The organism is Tardiphaga sp., assembly GCF_044336785.1.
Taxonomy (GTDB): domain Bacteria; phylum Pseudomonadota; class Alphaproteobacteria; order Rhizobiales; family Xanthobacteraceae; genus Tardiphaga.
This window is the reverse complement of the sequence record NZ_JBIIOT010000005.1, coordinates 51,388-74,604: the sequence shown is the minus strand read 5'-3', so window position 1 is coordinate 74,604 and position 23,217 is coordinate 51,388. Positions and strand designations below refer to the sequence as shown.

At 62.5% G+C, this 23,217-nt stretch carries 21 protein-coding genes and 1 pseudogene; 8 read left to right on the top strand and 14 right to left on the bottom strand.

Annotation, left to right across the window (positions count from 1 at the left end; translation table 11 throughout):
• Positions 1 to 4 precede the first annotated feature (4 nt).
• From ACIQ2A_RS02900 to ACIQ2A_RS02885, 4 genes are all read right to left on the bottom strand, one after another.
• A complete protein-coding gene (locus tag ACIQ2A_RS02900; protein WP_398475551.1) occupies positions 5 to 1,111 on the bottom strand; it encodes an efflux RND transporter periplasmic adaptor subunit in 1,107 nt (368 codons plus the stop codon).
• Positions 1,112 to 1,275: 164 nt separating this feature from the next.
• The gene (locus ACIQ2A_RS02895; protein ID WP_398475549.1) at positions 1,276 to 2,625 is read right to left on the bottom strand and encodes an MFS transporter; all 1,350 of its coding nucleotides are present in this window, start codon (positions 2,623 to 2,625) and stop codon (positions 1,276 to 1,278) included.
• A 217-nt stretch (positions 2,626 to 2,842) separates the two neighbouring features.
• Positions 2,843 to 3,676, bottom strand: a complete 834-nt coding sequence (locus ACIQ2A_RS02890; protein ID WP_398475547.1) for an outer membrane protein — start codon at positions 3,674 to 3,676, stop codon at positions 2,843 to 2,845.
• Positions 3,677 to 3,813: 137 nt separating this feature from the next.
• Positions 3,814 to 5,061: an Hsp70 family protein gene (locus tag ACIQ2A_RS02885; RefSeq protein WP_398475545.1), complete on the bottom strand. Its 1,248-nt coding sequence runs from the start codon at positions 5,059 to 5,061 to the stop codon at positions 3,814 to 3,816.
• A gap of 247 nt (positions 5,062 to 5,308) precedes the next feature.
• Between ACIQ2A_RS02885 and ACIQ2A_RS02880 the strand changes: the two genes are divergently transcribed.
• Positions 5,309 to 7,648 (top strand): Tex family protein, encoded by a 2,340-nt coding sequence (locus tag ACIQ2A_RS02880; RefSeq protein ID WP_398475543.1) that lies wholly within the window; start codon positions 5,309 to 5,311, stop codon positions 7,646 to 7,648.
• A gap of 159 nt (positions 7,649 to 7,807) precedes the next feature.
• Here ACIQ2A_RS02880 and ACIQ2A_RS02875 read toward each other — a convergent pair whose 3' ends face one another.
• Together ACIQ2A_RS02875 and ACIQ2A_RS02870 are read right to left on the bottom strand one after the other, a co-directional pair.
• Entirely contained in the window at positions 7,808 to 8,992 is a 1,185-nt protein-coding gene (locus tag ACIQ2A_RS02875; RefSeq protein WP_398475540.1) for an amidase, read from the bottom strand.
• A 7-nt stretch (positions 8,993 to 8,999) separates the two neighbouring features.
• Positions 9,000 to 10,235 (bottom strand): amidohydrolase family protein, encoded by a 1,236-nt coding sequence (locus tag ACIQ2A_RS02870; protein ID WP_398475538.1) that lies wholly within the window; start codon positions 10,233 to 10,235, stop codon positions 9,000 to 9,002.
• Between the two features lie 261 nt (positions 10,236 to 10,496).
• Between ACIQ2A_RS02870 and ACIQ2A_RS02865 the strand changes: the two genes are divergently transcribed.
• On the top strand, positions 10,497 to 10,913 hold the full coding sequence (locus ACIQ2A_RS02865) for a nuclear transport factor 2 family protein (RefSeq protein ID WP_398475536.1): 417 nt from the start codon (positions 10,497 to 10,499) through the stop codon (positions 10,911 to 10,913).
• Positions 10,914 to 10,961: 48 nt separating this feature from the next.
• Here ACIQ2A_RS02865 and ACIQ2A_RS02860 read toward each other — a convergent pair whose 3' ends face one another.
• The 5 genes from ACIQ2A_RS02860 to ACIQ2A_RS02840 all read right to left on the bottom strand — a co-directional run bounded on the left by ACIQ2A_RS02860 (position 10,962) and on the right by ACIQ2A_RS02840 (position 16,300).
• Positions 10,962 to 11,918 (bottom strand): Bug family tripartite tricarboxylate transporter substrate binding protein, encoded by a 957-nt coding sequence (locus tag ACIQ2A_RS02860; RefSeq protein ID WP_398475535.1) that lies wholly within the window; start codon positions 11,916 to 11,918, stop codon positions 10,962 to 10,964.
• 102 nt (positions 11,919 to 12,020) lie between these two features.
• Positions 12,021 to 12,980, bottom strand: a complete 960-nt coding sequence (locus ACIQ2A_RS02855; protein WP_398475534.1) for a Bug family tripartite tricarboxylate transporter substrate binding protein — start codon at positions 12,978 to 12,980, stop codon at positions 12,021 to 12,023.
• Between the two features lie 66 nt (positions 12,981 to 13,046).
• Entirely contained in the window at positions 13,047 to 14,399 is a 1,353-nt protein-coding gene (locus ACIQ2A_RS02850) for a hemolysin family protein (RefSeq protein WP_398475533.1), read from the bottom strand.
• Between the two features lie 120 nt (positions 14,400 to 14,519).
• Positions 14,520 to 15,662 (bottom strand): 3-dehydroquinate synthase, encoded by a 1,143-nt coding sequence (gene aroB, locus ACIQ2A_RS02845; protein WP_398475531.1) that lies wholly within the window; start codon positions 15,660 to 15,662, stop codon positions 14,520 to 14,522.
• Positions 15,659 to 16,300, bottom strand: a complete 642-nt coding sequence (locus tag ACIQ2A_RS02840; protein ID WP_398475529.1) for a shikimate kinase — start codon at positions 16,298 to 16,300, stop codon at positions 15,659 to 15,661. Before ACIQ2A_RS02840 ends, aroB begins: the two co-directional genes overlap by 4 nt.
• A 174-nt stretch (positions 16,301 to 16,474) precedes the next feature.
• On the opposite strand from ACIQ2A_RS02840, the gene ACIQ2A_RS02835 reads away from it, so the two are divergent.
• The 3 genes and pseudogenes from ACIQ2A_RS02835 to ACIQ2A_RS02825 all read left to right on the top strand — a co-directional run bounded on the left by ACIQ2A_RS02835 (position 16,475) and on the right by ACIQ2A_RS02825 (position 18,602).
• Positions 16,475 to 16,621, top strand: coding sequence for a histidine kinase (locus ACIQ2A_RS02835; RefSeq protein ID WP_398475527.1), 147 nt, complete (start codon positions 16,475 to 16,477; stop codon positions 16,619 to 16,621).
• A gap of 193 nt (positions 16,622 to 16,814) precedes the next feature.
• On the top strand, positions 16,815 to 17,765 hold the full coding sequence (xerD, locus tag ACIQ2A_RS02830; protein WP_398475525.1) for a site-specific tyrosine recombinase XerD: 951 nt from the start codon (positions 16,815 to 16,817) through the stop codon (positions 17,763 to 17,765).
• 91 nt (positions 17,766 to 17,856) lie between these two features.
• Positions 17,857 to 18,602 (top strand): annotated as a pseudogene (locus tag ACIQ2A_RS02825) (siderophore-interacting protein).
• Between the two features lie 111 nt (positions 18,603 to 18,713).
• On the opposite strand, the gene ACIQ2A_RS02820 reads toward ACIQ2A_RS02825, so the two are convergent.
• The gene (locus ACIQ2A_RS02820; protein WP_398475523.1) at positions 18,714 to 19,463 is read right to left on the bottom strand and encodes a methyltransferase domain-containing protein; all 750 of its coding nucleotides are present in this window, start codon (positions 19,461 to 19,463) and stop codon (positions 18,714 to 18,716) included.
• A gap of 212 nt (positions 19,464 to 19,675) precedes the next feature.
• Between ACIQ2A_RS02820 and ACIQ2A_RS02815 the strand changes: the two genes are divergently transcribed.
• The 3 genes from ACIQ2A_RS02815 to ACIQ2A_RS02805 all read left to right on the top strand — a co-directional run bounded on the left by ACIQ2A_RS02815 (position 19,676) and on the right by ACIQ2A_RS02805 (position 21,240).
• A complete protein-coding gene (locus ACIQ2A_RS02815) occupies positions 19,676 to 19,972 on the top strand; it encodes an MliC family protein (protein ID WP_398475521.1) in 297 nt (98 codons plus the stop codon).
• 72 nt (positions 19,973 to 20,044) lie between these two features.
• Positions 20,045 to 20,812, top strand: coding sequence for a hydroxyacylglutathione hydrolase (gloB, locus tag ACIQ2A_RS02810; protein ID WP_398475519.1), 768 nt, complete (start codon positions 20,045 to 20,047; stop codon positions 20,810 to 20,812).
• Between the two features lie 2 nt (positions 20,813 to 20,814).
• Positions 20,815 to 21,240 (top strand): cupin domain-containing protein, encoded by a 426-nt coding sequence (locus tag ACIQ2A_RS02805; RefSeq protein ID WP_398475612.1) that lies wholly within the window; start codon positions 20,815 to 20,817, stop codon positions 21,238 to 21,240.
• Positions 21,241 to 21,362: 122 nt separating this feature from the next.
• Here the strand turns inward: ACIQ2A_RS02805 and ACIQ2A_RS02800 are convergent, their stop codons facing one another.
• Positions 21,363 to 22,238 carry a DMT family transporter gene (locus ACIQ2A_RS02800; RefSeq protein ID WP_398475609.1) on the bottom strand — a complete coding sequence of 292 codons (876 nt, stop codon included), beginning with the start codon at positions 22,236 to 22,238 and terminating at the stop codon, positions 21,363 to 21,365.
• A gap of 147 nt (positions 22,239 to 22,385) precedes the next feature.
• Positions 22,386 to 23,111: an acetoacetyl-CoA reductase gene (phbB, locus tag ACIQ2A_RS02795; RefSeq protein ID WP_398475516.1), complete on the bottom strand. Its 726-nt coding sequence runs from the start codon at positions 23,109 to 23,111 to the stop codon at positions 22,386 to 22,388.
• Positions 23,112 to 23,217: the final 106 nt, after the last annotated feature.

Sequence of the window (23,217 nt, the reverse complement as noted above, 5' to 3'; positions counted from 1 at the left end):
TTGCTTAGAACGACAGGGCCGAGACCACGCGCACCTTTTGCGCGGGATCGAGTTTCTGCACGCCGAGCGTGACGACCTTGGCGCCGTCATCGACACCGCCGGTGATGATCGCGTCGGCGCTTTCATAGGTCTTCACCTTGACCGGACGCAGCGTGATGTCGCCGCTGTCATTCACGGTGTAGAGCGAGGACTGGTTGCCCTGGCTGAACAGGGCAGACAACGGGACGCGCGCGATGCGCTCGGTCTTCGGATCCGCGAGCGTCAGCGTCGCGGTCATGCCAAGCGCGACCTTGTCGTCGGCTTCGGGCAGCGAGAATTTGGCCAGATAAGTCCGCGTGGCCGTATCGGCATTCGGGGCGATCTCGCGCAGCTTGGCCTGATAGGTCTTGCCGGGCTCCGACCACAGATTGACGGTGGCATTGCCATCCTTGGCGCGGCCGACCAGCGTTTCCGGAATGGCGACCACGGCTTCCTTCTCGGCAAAGCGCGCGACACGGATCGCGGCCTGGCCGGCAGAGATGACTTGGCCGGGATCGATCAGGGTGGCGGTGACCACACCGGCGGTATCGGCGACAAGCGTCGCGTAGGAGAGGCTGTTCTTGGTGAGCTCGACCTGGCGTTCGGCGCGGTTGAGGCGGGCGCGGGCCTCGTCACCGGAGGCCTTGGCCTGATCGAGTTGCGCCTGGGTGGCCCAGCCCTTGATCTTCAACTCATTGGCCCGCCCCTCGGCGGCGCTGGCCTGGGCCAGCACACCGGTGGCGGCGCTGAGTTCGGCGGCGGCCTGCTCGGCCTGCAGCTTCAGATCGACTTCATCCAGGGTGCCGAGCGGCTGGCCGATCTGGACGGTCTGTCCGACCTCGACGAGGCGCTTGGCGACCTTGCCGGTGACGCGGAAGCCGATATCGGTCTCGATGCGGGGCCGGATGGTGCCGACGAAACTGCGTGACGGCGATTCCGGCTGGTACTGCACGGTGGTGACCAGAACCGGCCGCGTCGGCTTCGCTTCGGCCTCGGTCTTCTTGCCGCAACTGGCCAGACCAAGCGCTGGGACCAGCAGCAAGGCTGCGACGGCCGGTTTACGGAGGACGCCGGACAGAGAAGCGCGGAACATGGGAGTTTCCTTTGAATGACGTAAGTCAAACTAAAGATGACCACTGACGATTGTCAATATTCGTCATTGATCACAAACTCGCCATCATCTCTGCACGATCGCGCAATGAAAAACGCCGGAGCAGAAGGCCCCGGCGTTTCGAACAGACTGAAAGCACAGGCGAATTACTTGCCCGGCTGGGGTGCCTTGCCGGCAGCAGCGAATTCCGTCGCCGTGCCGTGATTGCCGGCCAGCACAAGGATGCCCGCGATCAGCGGCATCGCCGCCAGCACGAGAAGCCCTGTCGAGGTGCTGCCGGTGGCTTCCTTCACGAAGCCGATCAGATACGGCCCGCCAAAGCCTGCAAGATTGCCGATGGAATTGATCATGGCGATGGCACCGGCCGCAGCGGTGCCGCTGAGCCATGCCGTCGGCAGCGTCCAGAACAGTGCGAAGGTGCAGAACACGCCGATGGCGGCGACGGTCAACATCACCATGGTCACCGTGGGATTGGTGACGACACCCGACGCGGCGAGCGCCACGGCGATTAGCAGCAACGGCAGGCCTACGTGCCAAACACGTTCCCGCGTCCGATCCGAATGGCGCGCCCACAGGATCATCGCGACGGAGCCGAAGGCATAGGGGATCGCCGTGACGAAGCCGGTCTGCACATTGGTGAAGCCGAACGCCTTCACGATCTGCGGCAGCCAGAACTGCATGCCATAAAGGGCGGCGACAAAGCCGAAATAGATCACGCTGAGCATCAGCACTTTTGGCGAGGTCAGCGCCTGGCCGAGCGACATGCCATGCGCACTTTCCTTGACGGTGCGCTCGCTCTCAAGCTTGTCCGCCAGCCACATCTTCTGGTCCGGCGTCAGCCAGTCCGCCTTGGCCGGTTTATCGGTGAGATAGAACCAGGTGACGATGCCAAGCAGCACCGAAGGAATGCCCTCAATGATGAACAGCCACTGCCAGCCCTTCAGGCCCATCATGCCATCGAGCCCGAGCAGCATGCCGGAGATCGGCGCGCCGATCACGGTGGAGACCGGCACCGCAATGGCGAAGGCCGCGAGGAAGCGGGCGCGGTACTCGGCCGGATACCAGTAGGTCAGATACAGAATGATGCCGGGGAAGAAGCCGGCTTCGGCGACGCCGAGCAGGAAGCGCAGCACATAGAAGCTGGTGGAGCCGCTGACGATCGCCATCAGCGCCGAGATGATGCCCCAGCTCACCATGATGCGCGCGATCCAGCGGCTGGCGCCGAATTTTTCCAGCGCGATATTGCTAGGAACCTCGAAGATGAAATAGCCGACGAAGAAGATACCGGCACCCCAGGCGAACACCGTGGGCGAGAAGTTCAGATCGGCGTTCATGGTCAGCGCGGCGAAGCCGAGATTGACGCGGTCGAGATAGGCGAGGAAGTAAGCCAGGATCAGAAACGGGATCAGCCGCCATGAGATGGCACGGATGGTCGATGTTTCGAGATCGGTCTTCGCGCTCTGCTCTGCACGCGTGCCGATGGTGGTCTGGCTCATTGTTCGCTCCCAGTAGCCTAATGTTCGCAGCGACCTTTGGCCGCACATTTTTGAATGTGAGCCGTTTAGCCGCCAACACCCCGGCTGGCAACGGGTCTTGCTATCGGGACGAGGTTCGGTGCAGCGCTAGAAAGGACGGTCCACAAGCAAACAGGGCCGGCATCGCTGCCAGCCCCAAGGGAATTTCAGAACCGCGCGACTGGCTTTCTAGGACCGCCTAGCCGCCAAACTTGTAATTGATGCCGACGCGCACCGTGTCCTGCTGGTGCCGGAATCCATAGGTCTGGAAAGTGGTCGGATCGAAGCGATCGACCAGAGTGAGGCTGGTGCTGCCGAGATCGACATGCAGGTACTCCGCTTTCACCGACCAGTTGGCGGCAAACATCCATTCCGCGCCGGCGCCTGCGGCCCAGCCGACACTGGTGCCGCTCACCGATCCCGCATTGGCGTAAGCCGGTCGCCCGGTCACGATGGGGAACACGTTCGGCAAGGCAGGGAACGTATTGGTGACACTGCTCTCGGTTTCGCCATAGGCCAGACCTCCGGTGACATAGAGCAGCAAAGTGGAGACCGGCGTGAAGCCGGCGCGGGCACGCACCGTGCCGAACCACTTCACACGATCGGATGCTGACTGCGTGTGATCAGCAAGAAATGAGTTACCGAGAAATGGCGTCGGTCGCGACAGGAACGTATTGCTGCGCTGATCGGCCCACTGAATATCGGTTTCCAAACCGAACACATATTGGCTCACTTGATAATTGTAGCCGATCTGGCCACCGCCAAACACACCGTCATTTTTGTTGCCGAAAGCGTCGGTGTAGAATTCCAGCGGGCCCACGGAGCCATTGAGATTAGCGCTATTGCCCGTGACATTGCCGCTGCGGCCGCCCCAGCCGTAGCCGACATTCGCGCCCGCATAAAAGCCGGTCCAGTTATAGATAGGCGCGACATAGGCCGGCGCCTTCGTATATGGCCTTGGCGCCAGATCGGCGGCCTGTGCGGACGCGGCGGCAGAGCCCACCAGACAGGCGGCGACCAGAAACTGTTTCATGTCGAATTCCCCAAAGCACAGCCCAAAACGGCTTTGGCGGAATCATTGCGAGATTTGCGGCGAGTTCGATAACCGGCATATGCCGGTGGCAGCAAGCTTTCGACAGGCCCTGTGCCCCATGAGCCACAGGCGGCGAATTAGCCGTAACGCCTGTTGGCCTCGATGGTCAGTCCCTTGCCGACGGCACCGAACGTGTCGCCATCAATGGCGCGGGCGGCCGGCAGCGCGCCGAGGATCGCCTTGCGGACATGCGCAAGCTGCACAGAGCCACCGGTCAGGAATACCGCGTCGATATTCTCCGGCTTCAGCTTCGCCTGCGCGAGACAGATGCCGATCCGCGCATGGATGCGATCGGCCAGCGTCTGGGTATGGCTGACGAGTTCCTTGCGTGCCATGCCGGCCTTGAGGCCCGGCTCCAGCCAGCTCAGCGGAATGCTCGATTTCGGACTGTCGGACAGACCGATCTTGGCCCCCTCCACCTCCATCGCCAGGGTGTGACCGCGCTGCTCCTCCAGCACGCGCACAAGACGGTCCAGCAATTCCGGCTGCTGAGCCTCGAAGCGCACCTGCCGGATCTCGTTCATCACCTTGGAATCATACATCCGATTGATGCTCGACCAGGTGGCAAGGTCGTGGAAATAGCCCGACGGCACGTCGAGGCCCGCACGCTTCATCGCCGAGCGATAGCCGAGCAGCGGCATCACCACGCCGAGGCTCAGATGCCGATCGAAATCGGTACCGCCGATCCGCACGCCGTCATTGGCAAGAATGTCGTCCTTGCGATCGGCATGGCGGTGCCGCTCCGGCGACAGGCGCACGATGGAGAAATCCGACGTACCGCCGCCGATATCGGCGATCAGCGCAATCTCTTCCGACTTGATCTGGCGTTCGTAATCCAGCGCCGCCGCGATCGGCTCGAACTGGAACGAGACGTCGGTAAAGCCGATGTCCTTGGCGATGCCGAGCAGCACATCCTCGGCCTTGCGGTCGCCGGCCGGATTGTCGTCGACGAAGAACACGGGGCGGCCGTGCACAACCTTGTGCAATTCAACGCCGGATGCTGCTTCCGCACGGCGCTTCACGGCGCCGATGTAATTGCCGATGACGCTGCGAAATCCGATGCGCTCGCGCCCGACCCGCGTGGTCTCGTCGATCAGCGAGGTGCCGAGCACCGATTTCAGGCTGCGCATCAGGCGGCCGGAGACGCCCTCCACATAGGCTTCCATCGCCTTGCGCCCGATAAAGGCGCCGCTATCGGCCTTGTAGAAAATGGCGCTCGGAATCGTGACATGCGCATCCTCCAGCGCAATCAGAACCGGGACGTCATTGTTGATGGTACCGAGCGTCGTGTTCGACGTTCCAAAATCCAGACCGCAAATCGACATGACCGCTCCAAAAGGAGCGTTCGTCTACACAGTTCGCGGCAGACGATCCAGCACTATATTTTTGCACAGCCGCATGGCTGAAAGGCACGCAATGATCCGGAAATCCGAAAGCGTTTTCAAAGCGGAACAGGCGATCCACAGAACATTCTGCCGCCGCGATCGGGGTTGATGAATCGCCGAATGCCGGTCAATAACGCGTTTACGACGGCGGGATGACCGCCACAGACTTTCGAAGGAATGGCTACGCGTGGCAAACATCAATCTAAAGATCGCAGACGAACTTGGCGTGCGCGAACAGCAGGTCGCGGCGACGGTGGAACTGCTGGACGGAGGTGCAACCGTGCCGTTCGTCGCGCGCTACCGCAAGGAAATCACCGGCGGTCTCGACGACGCGCAGCTGCGCACGCTGGAAGAACGCCTGACCTATCTGCGCGAGCTGGAAGACCGCCGCAAGGTGATCCTGGAATCGGTGCGCGAACAGGGCAAGCTCGATGCCACCGTCGAGACCGCCATCATGACCGCCGACACCAAGGGCCGCCTCGAAGACATCTATCTGCCGTTCAAGCCGAAGCGCCGCACCAAGGCGGAGATCGCCAAGGAAGCCGGCCTGATGCCGCTGGCGGATGTGCTGCTCGCCGAGCCGCAGAACGATCCGAAAGTGATGGCCGAAGCCTATGTCGATGCCGACAAGCAGGTCGCCGATGTCACCGCAGCACTCGATGGCGCGCGCGCGATCCTTGTCGAGCGCTTTGCCGAAGACGCCGATCTCATCGGCGCGCTGCGCGAGCAGATGTGGTCGAATGGCGTGATGGCCTCGAAGGTGCGCGACGGCAAGAAGGCCGAGGGCGAGAAGTTCAAGGATTATTTCGATTTCTCCGAGCCGCTGCACAAGCTGCCGTCGCATCGCGTGCTGGCGCTGTTCCGCGGCGAGAAGGAAGAAGTGCTGGATCTCGCGATGCAGCCCGAGCCGGTGCCGGCCGTGCCCGTGCCATCAACCACGCCAAGCTCGTATGAAATGAAGATCATGCAGCGCGTCGGCGTGTCGGACAAAGGCCGCCCCGGCGACAAGTGGCTGACCGATACCGTGCGCTGGGCCTGGCGCACGAAGATCCAGGTGCATCTCAATATCGATCTGCGCATGCGGCTGTGGACCTCGGCGGAAGAAGAAGGCGTGCGCGTGTTCGCCTCGAACCTGCGCGATCTCCTGCTCGCCGCCCCCGCCGGCGCACGCGTCACCATGGGTCTCGATCCCGGTTTCCGCTCCGGCGTGAAGACCGCGATCATCGACGCCACCGGCAAGGTGGTGGCGACAACGGCGATCTTCCCGCATGAGCCGCAGCGTCAGTGGGATGCGGCCCTGGCGACACTCGGCAAGCTGGCCGTGCAGCACAAAGTCGAACTGATCGCCATCGGCAACGGTACCGCCTCGCGCGAGACCGACAAGCTGGCGAGTGATCTGCTCAAGCTGCTGCCGGATCTGAAGATGACGAAGATCGTGGTGTCGGAAGCCGGCGCGTCGGTCTATTCGGCCTCGGCCTTCGCATCGGAAGAACTGCCCGAGCTCGACGTGACGCTGCGCGGCGCCGTCTCCATTGCGCGCCGCCTGCAGGATCCGCTGGCGGAGCTGGTCAAGATCGATCCGAAGGCGATCGGCGTCGGCCAATACCAGCACGATCTCGGCGAGAGCAAGCTCGCCCGCTCGCTCGATGCGGTCGTTGAAGACTGCGTGAATGGCGTCGGCGTTGATCTCAACACCGCATCTGCCCCTCTGCTGGCGCGCGTGTCGGGCATCGGCTCCGGCCTCGCCCAGAGCATCGTACAGCACCGCGATGCCAACGGCCCGTTCAAGTCACGCAAGGGACTGAAGGATGTGCCCCGTCTCGGCCCGAAGGCGTTCGAACAATGCGCCGGCTTCCTGCGTATCAATGACAGCGAAGACCCGCTCGACAAATCCGGCGTGCATCCGGAAGCCTATCCGCTGGTGCGCAAGATCATCGAAGCCACCAAGAGCGATATCCACGCGCTGATCGGCAATGCCGAGGTGTTGCGAAAAGTGCAACCGAAGAGCTTTGTCGACGATACGTTTGGTTTGCCGACGGTCACCGACATTCTGAAAGAGCTGGAGAAGCCGGGCCGCGATCCCCGTCCCGCTTTCAAGGCCGCGGTGTTCATGGAAGGCGTCGAGAAGGTCTCGGACCTCAAGCCCGGCATGATCCTCGAAGGCACAGTCACCAACGTTGCCGCCTTCGGCGCCTTCGTCGATGTCGGCGTGCATCAGGATGGCCTGATCCACATCTCGGCGATGTCCAGAACCTTCATCAAGGATCCGCGCGAGGTGGTGAAGCCTGGCGATATCGTCAAGGTGAAGGTGCTGGAGGTCGAGGTCGATCGCAAGCGCATCGCATTGTCGCTCCGCATGGACGATCCAATCGGCGCCAAGGAAGATCGCCCGAAGGCTGATCGCGGACCGCGTTTCAGCGAACGCAACATGACGTCGCGCGCGCCCGGCAAGCCGGAAGCGGGCGGCGGTGCATTTGCAGAAGCCATGCGCCGTGCGGCAGAAAAGGGGAATGGCAAGGGGCGGTAATGCCCCTGTCGTCCCCGCCTAGCACGCCGAAGGCGTGCGCGGAGCGGGGACCCATAACTTCCGAAGAGCTCTGGCACGCTGAACCGAGAGGCCAATCATTCGACACGACGACGGTGTCTATGGATCCCCGCTTTCGCGGGGATGACATCGGAGAGGTCGTCAGACCTTGCCCAACTCCACCGCCAGCGACAGCAGATCCTCGTCGCAATCGCGTGCGGCCATAATCGACAGGCCGATCGGGCAACCATCCAGTGTTGCCGCCGGCATCGACAGTTGCGGCGTGCCGGCGTGGCCGGCGACGCAAAGCAGTTCGATCGCGCGCGCACGGAAGACGTCGAGCACTGCATCGGGCGTCTGTCGCAGCGGTGCAATGCCCGGTGCCGTCGGCAGCACGAGGATCGCGTCATCCGCGAGCAGTGCGTTGATCCTGTTGATGATGGACTGACGCAACGGTTTTGCCGCTGCGATCTCGGCCGGATCCATCACCGCCGCCGCAGCAAAGCGCTCTTTTACGCCGGGGCCGAATGACGGCTTCACCGCCGTGATCCATTCGCCCTGCACCGCCCAGGCTTCTTCCGACTGCAACACGCGAAACGCATTGCGCCACGCGTCGCGTTCGCCACCGATGACATCGACCTCTTCGCTGCTCCCCACCAGTGCGATCAGGCGATCGACCGCCGGCTGCAGTGCATCGCGCACTGTCACATCCACCGCAGCAAACAGATCACGCGCAATGAGCAGTTTCTTCGGCTTGCGCGGCGCACGGACGCGATCGAGCAGCACATTGCCGACCTTCAGCATCAATTCGGGCGATCGCGCAAACCAGCCGAGCACATCATAACTCGGCGCCAGCGGCACGGCGCCATCAAGCGGAATACGGCCATGGGTGGTGCGGATGCCATAGATGCCGCAATAGCTCGCGGGTAAACGCACCGAACCGCCAGTGTCGGAGCCGATGGCGAAATCAACGAGTCCGCCCGCCGTCGCCGCAGCCGAGCCACTCGACGAACCGCCGGGAATGCGGCCGGGCGCGGCCGGATTCACCGGCGTGCCGTAATGCGCGTTCTCGCCATTGAGGCTCCACGCCAGTTCGTCCGTATGCGTCTTGCCGACAAGCTTCGCGCCGGCACCAAGCAGACGATCGGCCGCCGGCGTGGATTGTGTCGGCACCGGATGCGTCGCCAGCCATTCCGGATTGCCAGCCGCGGTCGGCACGCCGGCGAGATCGAACACGTCCTTCAGGGCAAAATTCAGCCCCGATAGCGCACCTTCGCTCGTCGGCTGCACCTCGATGCGGCCATGGTCCACAAAAGCGCCCAGCGTATCGTCGATCGGCATCATCATTCCCTTATCAAACCGGCTTCAGCAGGCTCGCAGCCGGCCTGACGAAGGTGCGGATCCCCGTCTTGAAGCCGAATATCGGCTGCGCGATCTCGCATACCGCCTCGGCCTTGGTCTCGCAATCCAGCACCACGAGATCGGCCGAATGGCCGACGGCAATGCCGTAGTCCTTCGTGTTCAGCAGCCGAGCCGATTCCGACGTCACCATGTCGAGGCAAGCGGCAAGTTCCTCGATGCGGCCGATCTGCGCGACATTGGCATAGAGATTGATCATGCGGATCAACGACACGTCGCCGAATGGCGTGAAGGGATTCAGCACATTGTTGGTGGAGATATTCGCCGTCACGCCAAGCGCCCGCAAGCGATGCGCCGGCGTGACGCCGCGCGGCACGTTGTGATCGTGATTACGGCCAGTGAGAAACAGATCTGTGGCCGGTAACACGGTGACGGCAACGCCGGCATCAGCCAGCCGACGCGCGGCAGCTTCGAAATCCGCACGCGGCATCGCCGAGAGTTTTGTCGCATGGCCGATGGCGACACGGCCGCCCCAGCCGGTGGCTTGGGCCTGACGACACACTTCGCCGAAATTGGCATGCGCAGGATCGAGATCGAAATCGAGATGGAAGTCGATATCGACGTCGAACTCCCGCGCCATCTGGAAAATTTTGGCGATCTGACCATGGGCATCCCGGTCCAGATAAGGCACGCCGCCGACCACATCGGCACCCTCGCGCAGCGCCTGCAGCATCACCTCCTCGCAGCCGGGATCATCGAGCAATCCTTCCTGGGGAAACACGCACAACTGCAAATCGATCGCCCAGGCATAATCCTGCTTCAGTTTTTTGAGCGCGCGAAAGCTGGTGAGGCCAACGCGCGGATCGACCTCCACATGGGTGCGCATCAGATTGGTGCCGTGGCTGATCGCCTTTTCCAGCGTGCGCGCGGCGCGGCGATAGACGTCTTCCTCGGTGAAATCACGTTTGGCCTTGGCGACCTCCGCCACCGCTTCCTGCACCGTTCCGCTGTCGCAATTGCAGCGGCCGAGCAGGCAGGATTTATCGAGATGCAGATGGGTTTCGACAAAGCCCGGCAGCACCAACCGGCCGTGCAGGTTCTGATCCGGTGCTTCGCCCTTGGGCAATCCGACCTCGATGGCGGCGAAGCGGCCATCCTTGATGCCGATATCGAGAGGGCTTTCCGGCCGATCCACGATGCGGGCATTGCGTAGAATAAGGTCGAACGTCATGGAGGCTCCTGAAGGCACGCGGTGGGCCATCTCACGGCCGACCCGGTGTAGCCGAAAGCAAGAGATACGCCAATGCGCATGCGATCAGGACAGGCCACAATCGATTGAAATTTATAGGGATATTTGAACTTCAAGCGACTAGCGGCGCCCATTTTTCAGGCTGCTACAGAACGAAGTGCATACAATTTAGGACGCCCAATGAATGCAATCTGTTCCTTGCTTTGCTAGGATGTCGCCAGCCCCGATTTCAGGAGACAACCGATGTCGCAACCATCAGCAACCGCGCCCCTTACCGACGACGCCGCACTGGTCGAGCGCTTTCTGGTCGCGTCAATGATCCCAGATCCCGAAACCGCCGGGACCTTCATGTCGGCCGATGTGGACATCACATTCACAGGCGGCCGCAAGTTCAAGCACCCGCGCGACGCCACCGCCTTTAACGCCATGCGCTACAAATGGGTGAAGAAGAAGATGGAGCGTACCGACGTGGCGCCTGGTGACGGCGAGACGGTCGTCTACAACACCGGCACGCTGTATGGCGAATGGCACGACGGCACCACCTTCGAAGGCAATCGCTATGTTGATCGCTTCGTGGTGCGCGACGGCAAGATCGTGAAAATGGATGTCTGGAACGACAGCGCCGAGCGCATTCTCGTCCGCATGGATATCGAGGCCTGACAGCCGCCCGACAGTCCGGATGGAGCACCGCTCCATCCGGACAACACGCTATTTTTCTGTCTTGAGCAGCACGAGATTGGCGGCGACTTCCTTCGCCACCATGTCGTCCATCTCCTTCGTCGTCATCGGCACCGGTTCCACGCCGATCTTCTTCAGTGCCGCCTGCATCTCCGGCTTGGCCAACACTTTCAGGCCCGCATCGCGCATCTTGTCCACGATCTCGCGCGGCGTCTTCGACGGCACGAATACGCCGATCCAGCTATCGCTCACGCCATCCTTGAGCCCCACTTCGGCCAACGACGGCACGTCGGGCAACTCAGCCGAACGCTTCTCTGTCGAGACAACGAGGGCGCGTACCTGCCCTTCGCGGATGAGCGGCAAGGCCGTCGCCGCCGGGCAGAAGTAGAAATCGATGCGCCCGCCGAGAATGTCCGCGATCACTTCCGGCCCGCCGCGATAGGGAATGTGGGTTGCCTCGAAATTGCCAGCCCGGCGGAATTTCTCGGCGCTGATATGCACGGCACTGCCGATGCCGACCGAACCGAAATTGATCGATGAGCCCTTGGCCTTGGCATCCTTCAGGAAATCATCCACCGTCTTCCACGGCCGATCCTTTGGAATGATCATGATCTGCGGGCTCGCCCCGATCATGATCACAGACGACAAGTCTTTTGTCGTGTCGTAGGGCAGGTTCGCATTGATGGCCGGCGTAATCGCCAGGGCCGAAGAATGCGCCAGCACCGTGTAACCATCAGGCTCGGCCTTCGCGACCGCCGCCGTCCCGACGGCGCCGCCGCCACCCACGCGGTTTTCGACGACGATGGTCTGGCCCAGTTCGGGCCCGAGCCGTTCGAAGAAAATCCGCGGCACCACGTCGGTCGCGCTGCCCGGCCCGAAGGGAATGACGGCCTTGATCAGCCGGCTGGGCCAGTTGGTTTCGGCCTGGGCTGCCGAGCACAGCAATACGCTCGTCAGGACACAGGACCATCGCAGAAACGTTCTCATCACGCGCTCCAATCCTGCCGTCCGGTTGGACGGCAGCCCGATTTTCGGGTCAATCTTGCATGCGATGCAAGAAGCAGACCGCGCGGGGAGCCTTTCACACCGTCACTTCGCAGCCTCGCCCTTGAGCAATTCCTTGTTCGCCACGATCTCGCGGGCGAGCAGCGCATCCATCTCGGCCGACTTCAGGGGCATCGGCTCGATGCCGATCTTCTTCAGGCTGGCCTGGGTCTCCGGCGCATTCAGCACCTTCGTCCCGGACTGATAGAGCTTCTCGACGATGGCCGGCGGTGTCTTCGACGGCACGAAGACGCCGAACCAGATCGAACTATCGGCATCCTTGAGGCCGGCATCGAGGGGCGTCGGCACCTCAGGCAGATCGCGCGCACGTGTCGGCGTTGACACCACCAATGCACGCACCTGCCCCTCGCGGATCAGCGGCAGAGCCGTGGCGATCGGGCAGAAATAAAAATCGATGCGCCCACCGATAATATCCGTGATGACTTCGGAGCCCCCGCGATAGGGGATATGCGTCGCCTGGAAGCCGGCAGCCGCACGAAACTTTTCCGAACTGATATGCACGGCGCTGCCCACGCCCACCGAGCCGTAATTGATCACTGTGCCCTTGACCTTCGCCGCGGCAAGAAAGTCCTGCACCGTCTTCCACGGCCGTTCATTCGGCACGATCATCACATTCGCCGCATAGCCAATCATCACCACCGAGGTGAGATCCTTGGTGGTGTCGTATGTGAGATTGTTGAAAATGGCCGGCGCGATTGCGATCGCATTGGTCTGCGACAGCAAGGTGTATCCATCAGGATCGCTCTTCGCCACGGCGCCGGTACCGACCGAACCACCAGCACCGACGCGGTTTTCAATCACGATCGGCTGTCCGAGCTCGGCGCTCAGGCGCTCGAAGAACAGCCGCGGGACGACGTCTCCGGCACTACCCGCTCCGAAGGGATTGACCGCCTTGATCGGCTTTGACGGATAGATGTCGGCATCGGCCGCAGACGACAGTAGTAGACCGGCCAGCACGCACGCCCATCGCACAGACTTGTTCATCGCTCGCTCCTGTTGTCCCGCGCATCGCGCGGCATTCACAGGTTCAAAAGCAAGAACCGGACCGGGTTAGAAAGAAGCACCCGCGCGCCGCTTCTTTTCCGGCACTTGCTGCGGTTCGACCGGCACCGGGCCGATGCGCAGCGCCGTGATCCGGTTGCGCTCACGGCGCAATACGCGGAAGCGGAAGTTGTAGAAGGTAAAACTCTGGCCGCGCTCCGGGATCGAGCGTGCCTCGTGAATCACGAGACCGGCCACCGTCACCGCCTCATCATCCGGCAGATGCCAATCCATCACACGGTTGAGATCGCGGATCGGCACCGAGCCATCCACCACCACGGAGCCATCCGCCTGCGCGCGCACGCCGGCGACGACGTCGTCATGTTCGTCGGAAATATCGCCGACGATTTCCTCGAGGATGTCTTCCAGCGTCACCATGCCTTCCACTTCGCCATATTCATCGACGACGAGGGCGAAGTGTGTCTTGCGGCGGCGGAAGGCCTTCAGCTGATCTGATAGCGGCCGCATCTCCGGCACGAACCACGGCGGCGATGCGATGGAGGCAACATCAATTTTCGACGTATCACCTTCGGCGGCGCGGATTGCACGGAGCAGATCCTTCGCATGCAGGACGCCGACGATGTTTTCCGGCTTCTCGCGCCACAGCGGAATGCGGGTGTATTCGGTGGAGAGCACCTCACGGACCAGTTCTTCCGACGGAAGATCGGCATTCAGCATGGTCATTGCCGTGCGATGAACCATCACGTCGGAGACGGCGAGTTCGCCGAACCGAAACACGTTCTGCAAATATTCGGCCTCACCGCTCTCGATGCCACCATGTTCGGCGGACTGACCGACAAGCCCCTCGATTTCGACGCCGGTGAGAATCTCATGCGGCGACGCTTCCTTCACGCCGATCATCGACAAAACACCGCGCGAAGCCGCGTTGAGCAACCAGTTCAACGGAAAGAAAACGATATAGGAGACATAGAGTGGATAGGCGATCCATTGCGACACCGGCTCGGGCTGGCGGATCGCCAGCGTCTTCGGCACCTGCTCGCCGATCACGATATGCAATGACGAGAAGACGAGGAATCCTGTCAGAAACGAGGTGAAGTGCAGCGCCGATTCCGACATGCCGAGCGGATCGAGCACCGGCTTGAGCAATGCAGCCACCGTCGGCTCGCCCACCCAGCCGAGGCCGAGCGAGGCCATGGTGATGCCGAGCTGGCAACAGGCGAGATAGGGCTCGATATTATTCATCATCCGCTGCAGCAGATGCGCGCCAAAACTGTTGCGCTCGGCCATCGCCTTGACGCGAAAACCGCGGCTTTTCACCAGCGCGAATTCCGCAGCCACATAGAAGGCATTGGCCGTGAGGAGGAAGACGGCGAGCAGGATATTGACGGTGATCGAACTCATGGAACTTCCGTAATTATTCGTCATTGCGAGGAGCGCAGCGACGAAGCAATCCAGAGTGCGGCGAAGAAAGACTGGATGGCTTCGCTACGCTCGCAATGACGACCCCGGGAAAGAAAAACTCTACGCTGTCAGCTTCCGATGCAGGAAGTCGCGCACCGTAGCAGGATCGACATCATTGGCGATGACAGCCTGACCGATGGCCTCAAGCAAAATGAAGGTCAGCTTGCCGCGCTTCACCTTCTTATCCTGCGCCATCAGCGCCATCAGCCGGTCCGCATCCGCAAGACCTTCTTGCGTGAAGCCCGCAATGTCCCGCAAACGCGTCGGCAGACCGGCATCGATGAGATGGCGTTCAACGCGTGCGGCATCATCCACCGCGATCATGCCGAGCTGCGCCGAGAATTCGGCGGCCAGCACCATGCCGATGGAGACACCTTCGCCATGATAGAGTCGATCGGAGAAACCGGTGACGGCTTCCAGCGCATGACCGAAGGTATGACCGAGATTGAGCAGCGCGCGCTCGCCATTCTCGCGCTCGTCGCGCGACACCACGCCGGCCTTGGCGCGGCATGAGGTGGCGATGGCATGTTCTCGCGCCGAACCACCGCGGACAATGTCAGCATGATTGGCTTCGAGCCAGTTGAAGAACGCGGCGTCGCCGAGCACGCCATATTTGGCGACTTCCGCATAGCCGGCGCGGAACTGGCGCGGTGACAGCGTATCGAGCACCGCCGTGTCGGCCACCACCAGCACCGGCTGATGGAAGGCGCCGATCAGGTTCTTGCCCTGCGGCGAGTTGATACCGGTCTTGCCGCCAACCGACGAGTCCACCTGCGCCAGCAGCGATGTCGGCACCTGCACGAAATCAACGCCGCGACGCAGGATCGAGGCTGCAAAGCCGGCGAGATCGCCAACCACGCCGCCGCCGAGGGCGATGACGAGATCGTTGCGCTCGATCCTGGCCGCGACCAGCGCTTCGGAAACGGTTTCAAGGCCGGCATAGCTCTTCGAGCCCTCGCCTTCCTCGACTGCAATATGCGAAGTCGGAATACCGGCTGCAGCCAGCGACTCTTCCGTCGCCTTCAGCCAGTGTTTTGCGACCGTCTTGTCCGTGACGATCGCCGTGCGCGCGCCTGGCCGCAACGCAGCGATGCGCGCGCCGAGAGACGGCAACACGTTGCGGCCGATGACAATGTCATAGGCGCGTTCGCCCAATCCCACATTGACGGTGATCGGATCGGCGTTCTTCAGCGGTGCGGTCATAAACTCGGGCTCAGGGGATCGCCGGCCGGGGTCGGCAGTGCGGATGCCGTATGCGGGCGGAACAGGTGCTCATGCAGCGCCACGATCGCCTCATCGACGATCTTCTCATGCGGCACGTCACGGGAATCGATGGTGATGTCGGTCTGCTCGTAGAACGGATGCCGCGCCTCGATCAGCCGGGCAATGGTGCCCGCCGGGTCCGGCGTCTTGAGCAGCGGGCGATTCTCGCGCTTCTTGACCCGGCGCAGGATCACATCCGCGTCGGCCTTGAGCCAGAGCGAGATCGCCTTGTCATGGATGCGCTGGCGGGTGTCATCGCGCATGAAGGCGCCGCCGCCCGTGGCCAGCAGGATCGGCCCGCCCTCCAGCAACCGCGCGATCACCCTCGCCTCGCCGTCTCGAAAATGCGGCTCGCCATGAACCTCGAAAATATCCGGGATCGACATGCCGGCTGCAGCCTCGATCTCGTGGTCGGCATCGATGAAGGGCAGCCGCAGCCGCATCGCCATGCGGCGGCCGATGGTCGACTTGCCCGCCCCCATCATGCCCACCAGCACCACGGCGCGCCGGCCCAGCGCCGCGACGATCGCGGCCTCCTGGGTGGCGCCGGCCAGAGCTGGCAGAACGGTCTCGGACATCAGAAAAACACTCGTAAAATCAGTGGGCGACACTGGATCGCAGCGATTTGCCCCATTCCTGTCATTTATACTACCCCCGAAGGCAGCGTTGCCAGCACCTCGTGCAATCTGTATCCGAACGTGGTGACCGCCGCGGGCGGCCCCGAATCGCCCCATCCGCCGAGTTCCCGAGCCATGCCCAGCCTGTTCCGCTTCCTGACGGTCGTCGCTGTCATCGGCGGGGTGATCTATGGCGCCATTTTCGCTCTGGCGAATTTCGTCAATCCGAAGCCGCGGGACATGACGATCACGGTGCAGCCGGACAAATTTCTCAAGAAATAGCGGATAGGGTTTAGGCACGCTCGTCGTGTCCCCTCCCCCCAAGCGAAGCGCAGCGGGGAGGGTCAGGGTGGGGCTGCCCCACGCTCCGACGTCACGTGGGGCGCCCACCCGGCGCTTCGCGCCACCCTCTCCACTGCGCGGCTGTGCCGCTTGGGGGAGGGAAAGAACCGCGCGTCCACTTCGAGGCCCACGCATGAGCATCCCGTCCGACGCCCGCCTGTCCGCCCTGTTCCTCGACATGCTCGCAGCCGAGCAAGGCGCCGGCGCGAACACCCTCGACGCTTATCGCCGGGATCTCGAGGATTTTTCCGAGTTCGCGGCCCGTGCCAAATCCAGCTTCGGTTCGGCCGATACCCAGTTGCTGCGCGACTATCTTGAGGACCTCGACGATCGCGGCTTCAAATCGACCACCGTGGCGCGCCGGCTGTCCGCCCTGCGCCACCTGTTTCGCTTCATGCTGAGCGAGAACATCCGTACCGACGATCCCGCCGCCATCCTGTCCGGCCCCAAGCGCGGCCGCAGCCTGCCGAAGGTGCTGTCGATCGCCGATGTCGATCGCATGCTGGTGCAGGGCCGCAGCATGGCCCAGAGCACCGAGGCCACGCTGCCGCAGCGGCTGCGCCATGCGCGGCTCTATTGCCTGCTGGAGGTGCTCTACGCCACCGGTCTCCGCGTCTCCGAACTGGTCTCGCTGCCCATCACGGCCGCGCGGCGCGATGCACGTATGATCGTGGTGCGCGGCAAGGGTAACAAGGAACGGCTGGTGCCGTTGAATGAGACGGCGAAGACGGCCATGGCGGAGTATCTTGCCGTGATGGCCGAAACGCAGAAGGGCGAGAAGAAAGGTGCCACGTCAAAATGGCTGTTTCCGTCGTCCGGCGAAAGCGGCCATCTCACCCGCCAGCATTTCGCCCGCGACCTGAAGGATCTCGCCAGTGCCTCCGGCATCGCGCCGCGGCTGGTGTCACCACATGTGCTGCGCCACGCCTTTGCCAGCCACCTGTTGCACAACGGCGCCGATCTGCGCATCGTGCAGACCCTGCTCGGCCATACCGATATCTCGACGACCCAGATCTACACCCATGTAGTGGAAGAGCGGCTCAAGAGCCTGGTCCGCGACCTGCATCCGCTGGCCGAGCAATAAAGCGAAACGTGAAATGTCGAGCGTCTCTAAAGAGACGGCCTTGGCGCGAAACCGGATCATTGCCACATAGGCCTTGCCTCGATTTCACTCCATGGATTGCACCTACTTGACCAAGCATGAAATTACCCGCGTCCGCCACGAGCTGCGCCGACGCCTTCTCACCGTTTCCGCCACCGAGCGCCTCACCCCGCAGATGCAACGCATCACGCTCACCTCATCGGACCTGCACGACTTCGTCAGCGCGTCATTCGACGATCACGTCAAACTGATCTTCCCGGGAAGTGGCGACACGCCTGAAATGCGCGAATACACCCCGCGCAGCTTCGACACAGCGCGCAACACACTCGTCCTCGACTTTGCCCTTCACGAAGCAGGTCCTGCGACGGCGTGGGCAACCAGCGCCAAGGTCGGTGACACCTTGCAAATCGGGGGCCCACGCGGCTCCGCCGTGATCCCGGACGATTTCGACTGGTATCTCCTGATTGGCGACGAGACTGCACTCCCCGCCATCGGACGACGGCTCGAAGAACTGCGGCCGGGTGTACCAGTTGCGAGCTTTGTCATCGGTGAAGCGCAGCGACGAAGGCCGATTGGTCATCGCAATGGATCGCGCGTGACGGCAAGAGCGACGATGCAGCTCAGTTGCAGGCGGCACTTGAAAGCTATGCCTTCCCGCAAGGCGAAGGCTTTGTCTGGATTGCCGCCGAAGCGCAGGTTGCGCGCCAACTGCGCCTCTATGTCACCGGCACCCGCGGCCACAACAAGTCGTGGACCAAGGCTGCCGGCTACTGGACCCGCGGCAAGGCAGACACCAGCGAGAAGTCGATCGAGGATTGATCGACCCCGATCGTCATTGCGAGGAGCGCAGCGACGAAGCAATCCAGAGGGCCACAAAGCAAGGTCTGGATGGCTTCGTCGCCAAGAAGCTCCTCGCAATGACGGAGTTTTCTATTCTTGACTGTCCCGTCGCATCCCGGAACTCGGCACCAGCACCGGCTGCAGCGCCGGAATCAATTTTGCGCGCTCCCGCTTCGCCGGCAGCGCGCGATAGACCTGCTTGCTGGCCTCGACGATATGCAGTCCTGCAAACGGCATCGACAATGCCGCGCCAAAGCGCTCCCACATCAGGGCCGAGCGCAGGAACCATCCCATGCCCACCGGTGGCATAAACAGCGCTTCGCTCCAGGCGGTCGGCGTGAACCAGGTCTGCCGCAGCAGCTGCGTGATCTGCGAGCGCGAATAGGGTCGGCCATGGCCGAACGGCGTCGAATCCGAGCGCGTCCACACGCCACGCCGATTCGGAATGATCGCGATCATCTTCCCGGACGGGGCGAGCACGCGCCAGACTTCGCGCAGCAGGCCCTCGGGATCATCGGAGATTTCCAGCGCATGGACGAGGATGATCCGGTCCACCGCCGCATCCGGCAGCGGCAGCGACATCTCATCCACCAGAGTGGCCAAGGCCGGCTTGGCCGTCGGCCATTTCAGCACCCCCTGCGCCGCTGGCATAAACGCGATGCAGCGCTCGGCATTCTCCCGGAACAGGCCGAGATAGGGCGTGGGATAGCCGATGCCGAGCACACGCTGGCCTCCGGCATCCGGCCAATGCGCCTTGATGCCACGATTGATCAGCCGCCGCGCCACGATGCCGAGGCGGCGGGAATAGAAATCCCGGAGATCGATCACATCAATGGTCATGAATACGTTCTACCATGCCACATCTGGTGCACGATCCCTCAAATCGCGAATTGCTTGGCGCAACCTTAACGCTCTATGTCGGCGACATGGCGGCGCAGAGCGCGCGCAATTGACAAAACCCGTCAGGCTGCGGCTAGCTTGCATGGCGAGAATCCTGGAGAACCGGCATGGTGTCACGGCGACTTCAAAAATCCGCGGGAAGAGCGGCGATCATGGCCGCTGTGATGATGGCGGGGCTGCCGGCCCGCGCCAACCCCGCGACCGTCGATTATCTGTGCAACCCAGCGCTGCCTGGCGGCAACAAGATCTCGGTGGATTACAATTCTGGCGGCAAATCGATCACATTATTTTACCCCAATGGCGAATCGCTGCGCATGCCGATCCTGCGCTCCGGCTCGGGCTTTCGTTACGGCGAAGGCAATATCCTGATCGCCGGCAAGGGCACGACCACGATTACGCTGCAGATTGGCGAGCAACCTTCACGGCAATGCGTGACGCCGCCGCGCTAGGCGCAAAACGCTACCAATCACGACACGCGCCCCGCGATGCGGGCGCGTCCAAGAGACGTCAACGGAGTTACCATGGCTGCTGAAATTCGCGTGTTCCCCTGCCTGTCCGACAATTTCGGCTATTTGATCCATGATCCGCAAAGCCTGAAGACGGCGGCCATCGACGCCCCCGAAGCCGGCCCCATTATGAAGGTGCTGCAGCGCGAGGGCTGGAAGCTCACCGATATTCTGGTCACCCATCATCATGCCGACCATGTCGGTGGTATCGCCGAACTGAAAAAGACCTATGGCTGCAAGGTGACCGCGCCGCACGACCAGGGCACTCCTATCCCGCATGTGGATGTCCGCGTCGCGGAAGGCGACACCGTGCAGGTCGGCGCGCTGGTGGCGCGTGTGTTTGAGACGCCCGGCCATACGCTGGACCACATCTGCTACGTGTTCGACAGCGAGCTGGCGCTGTTCTCTGCGGACACGCTGTTCTCGGGCGGTTGTGGCCGGGTGTTCGAGGGCACCTATCCGATGATGTGGCAGTCGCTGAAGAAGCTGCGCATGTTGCCAGACGACTACCGTGTCTATTGCGGCCATGAATACACCGCATCCAACATGAAATTCTGCCTCGGCATCGACGCCAATAACGAGGCGCTGAAGAAGCGCTCCGACGAGGTGACGCAGCTGCGCGCCGCCGGCAAGCCGACCATTCCCGTGCTGCTCGGCCTGGAAAAGCAGACCAATGTGTTCCTGCGCGCCGATGATCCCGCCATAGCCGCCGCGGTGCGCCTCAAAGGCTATAGCGAGGACGACGTGTTCAGCGAGTTGCGCGAGCGCAAGAACAAGTCGTGACGATGCCGACCGCAGCCGACATCATCGCAACGCTCGGCCTGCAACCGCACCCGGAAGGTGGGCATTACCGGGAAACGTTTCGCGATGCCCGTACGGATGCCGATGGCCGCGCGGCATCGACAGCGATCTACTTCCTGCTGGCGTCCGGCGAACGATCGCACTGGCATCGTATCGATGCGGTGGAGATCTGGCACTATCATGCCGGCGCCCCGCTGACGCTGGAGATCGCGGACGACAACGGACAGCGCGCGATCACGCTGGGCCCGGATCTCGCAGCAGGCCAACAGCCGCAAGGCATAGTGCCGCCGCACGCCTGGCAGGCGGCATCGACGACTGGCGACTGGACACTGGTCGGCTGCACGGTGGCGCCAGGATTTGACTTTGCGACGTTTGAACTGGCGCCGAAGGGCTGGGAGCCGGGCGGCTAGCACCGCGCACTCTCCCCTCATCCTGAGGAGCCGCGGAGCCGCGTTTCGAAGGACGGCCGCAAACGCAGAGCCCGGGCATCTCATGGTTCGAGACGGCGCATCGCGCCTCCTCACCATGAGGGTTAGGAGTTTTGCCGCCAGAACATGTCCTTGGCCGCGATCAGCCCGCCGCCGGCGATCAATGCGGCGGCCAGCGCGATATTGGCGCTTGCCTGCGCAAAGCCCGCCAGGATCAGGAAACCGGTCGACAACAGCGGCGTCGCATAGGAGGCTGCACCCAGCACGCGGATATCGCCGCGTTTCATGCCGATGTCCCAGGTGTAGAACGCCGCGCCGACCGGGCCCACGCCGAGCGCGATGACCGACAGCCATTGCAGCACTGTCTCGGGCCAGATCGTCGTCTCGATGGCGAGATGCGTGATAGCGGCGAGCACGGCCGTGGCAAAACAGAATCCCGCCACTGCATCGGTCGGCACCGCCTTGAGCCGCCGCGACATCACTGAGTAGCCCGCCCAGACGAAGGCGGCACAGAAAGCCGCCAGATATCCGCCGGCATGGCCGGACGAAAAATCCAACGAGACATTGCCCCAGAGCAGCAGCACGGTGCCGGCAAGGCCGAGCAGCGCGCCGAGCATGTGATGCGGGTAGAGACGCTCCCCGGGCAGCAGCGATGAAAACAACACGATCAGCAGCGGCCAGAGATAATTCAGCAATCCTGCCTCAGCCGGCGGCGCGAAGCGCAATGCGATGAAATACAGCGCGTGATAGCCGAACAGGCCGCCGACACCGACTGCCCAGGTGAGCGGCGACTGCCGGAGCGTGCGAATCGCGTCGGGGCGCCAGATCCAGCTGAGCGCCGCTGCCAGCGCACCGATGGCGAAGGTCATGGCGGTCAATTGAAACGGCGGCATGCGGCCTGATGCCACCGTCATGACGGACAGCAGCGACCACATCAGGATAGCAGTGAGGCCGATGAGAGTGGCAGTGCGGGAGGTCATCATGGCCCTGTGTCGCAGGCCAGTTCCGGCCCTCAAGGTGAGGAGGCCGCTTCTTCAGCGGCCGTCTCGAACCATGAGATGCATGCACATCCTATGAGACGCCCGCAAGGGTGGACTGCTCAGGATGAGGATAGAGCGTGTTTCAGCTTACGCGTGATACTGCCCGCCATTCACCGTCAGCGTCGAACCGGTGACGAAACCAGCCTCATCCGCAGCGAGGAACAGCACGGCGCGGGCGATTTCCTCGGGCTCGCCAAGACGACCGACAGGGATCAGCGGCAGGATGCTCTTCTCCAGCACGTCCTTCGGCACGGCCTGCACCATCTCGGTGTTGATATAGCCGGGGCAGATCACATTCACGGTGATGCCGAGCTTGGCATTCTCCAGCGCCAGCGCCTTGGTGAAGCCGATATCGCCGGCCTTGGCGGCGGAGTAGTTGACCTGGCCGAACTGGCCCTTCTGGCCGTTGATCGACGAGATATTGATGACGCGGCCGAATTTCCGCGCGCGCATGCCGTCGATGACGGGCTTGGTCATGTTGAACAGCGAGCCCAGATTGGTGTTCACCACCGCGTGCCAGGACTCCGGCGTCATCTTATGGAACGCGCCATCCTTGGTGATGCCCGCGTTGTTGACCAGCACATCGACAGGCCCAAGGTCAGCCTCGACCTTCTTGATACCGTCGGCACAGGCCTCGAACGAGGCCACGTCCCATTTGTAGACGGGGATCCCGGTCTCGCTCTTGAATTTCTCGGCGGCGGCGTCATTGCCGGCATAGGTGGCGGCGACTTTGTAACCCGCGTCCTTCAAAGCCTTGCTGATGGCTGCGCCGATGCCTCGTGTTCCACCCGTCACCACTGCTACGCGCGCCATGATCGCTCCCTCCACAAAATCACTTCGAAATTATAGTAGCGAGTTAAGCTGGCGATAGGATGAACATCAAGAAAAAACGCCCGACGCATTGCGCCGAGCGTTTTGA

Coding starts and splice junctions, on each gene's coding strand:
- ACIQ2A_RS02900 (WP_398475551.1), bottom strand. CDS start 1,111: ATGTTCCGCGCTTCTCTGTCCGGCGTCCTCCGTAAACCGGCCGTCGCA.
- ACIQ2A_RS02895 (WP_398475549.1), bottom strand. CDS start 2,625: ATGAGCCAGACCACCATCGGCACGCGTGCAGAGCAGAGCGCGAAGACC.
- ACIQ2A_RS02890 (WP_398475547.1), bottom strand. CDS start 3,676: ATGAAACAGTTTCTGGTCGCCGCCTGTCTGGTGGGCTCTGCCGCCGCG.
- ACIQ2A_RS02885 (WP_398475545.1), bottom strand. CDS start 5,061: ATGTCGATTTGCGGTCTGGATTTTGGAACGTCGAACACGACGCTCGGT.
- ACIQ2A_RS02875 (WP_398475540.1), bottom strand. CDS start 8,992: ATGATGATGCCGATCGACGATACGCTGGGCGCTTTTGTGGACCATGGC.
- ACIQ2A_RS02870 (WP_398475538.1), bottom strand. CDS start 10,235: ATGACGTTCGACCTTATTCTACGCAATGCCCGCATCGTGGATCGGCCG.
- ACIQ2A_RS02865 (WP_398475536.1), top strand. CDS start 10,497: ATGTCGCAACCATCAGCAACCGCGCCCCTTACCGACGACGCCGCACTG.
- ACIQ2A_RS02860 (WP_398475535.1), bottom strand. CDS start 11,918: ATGAGAACGTTTCTGCGATGGTCCTGTGTCCTGACGAGCGTATTGCTG.
- ACIQ2A_RS02855 (WP_398475534.1), bottom strand. CDS start 12,980: ATGAACAAGTCTGTGCGATGGGCGTGCGTGCTGGCCGGTCTACTACTG.
- ACIQ2A_RS02850 (WP_398475533.1), bottom strand. CDS start 14,399: ATGAGTTCGATCACCGTCAATATCCTGCTCGCCGTCTTCCTCCTCACG.
- aroB (WP_398475531.1), bottom strand. CDS start 15,662: ATGACCGCACCGCTGAAGAACGCCGATCCGATCACCGTCAATGTGGGA.
- ACIQ2A_RS02840 (WP_398475529.1), bottom strand. CDS start 16,300: ATGTCCGAGACCGTTCTGCCAGCTCTGGCCGGCGCCACCCAGGAGGCC.
- ACIQ2A_RS02835 (WP_398475527.1), top strand. CDS start 16,475: ATGCCCAGCCTGTTCCGCTTCCTGACGGTCGTCGCTGTCATCGGCGGG.
- xerD (WP_398475525.1), top strand. CDS start 16,815: ATGAGCATCCCGTCCGACGCCCGCCTGTCCGCCCTGTTCCTCGACATG.
- ACIQ2A_RS02820 (WP_398475523.1), bottom strand. CDS start 19,463: ATGACCATTGATGTGATCGATCTCCGGGATTTCTATTCCCGCCGCCTC.
- ACIQ2A_RS02815 (WP_398475521.1), top strand. CDS start 19,676: ATGGCCGCTGTGATGATGGCGGGGCTGCCGGCCCGCGCCAACCCCGCG.
- gloB (WP_398475519.1), top strand. CDS start 20,045: ATGGCTGCTGAAATTCGCGTGTTCCCCTGCCTGTCCGACAATTTCGGC.
- ACIQ2A_RS02805 (WP_398475612.1), top strand. CDS start 20,815: ATGCCGACCGCAGCCGACATCATCGCAACGCTCGGCCTGCAACCGCAC.
- ACIQ2A_RS02800 (WP_398475609.1), bottom strand. CDS start 22,238: ATGACCTCCCGCACTGCCACTCTCATCGGCCTCACTGCTATCCTGATG.
- phbB (WP_398475516.1), bottom strand. CDS start 23,111: ATGGCGCGCGTAGCAGTGGTGACGGGTGGAACACGAGGCATCGGCGCA.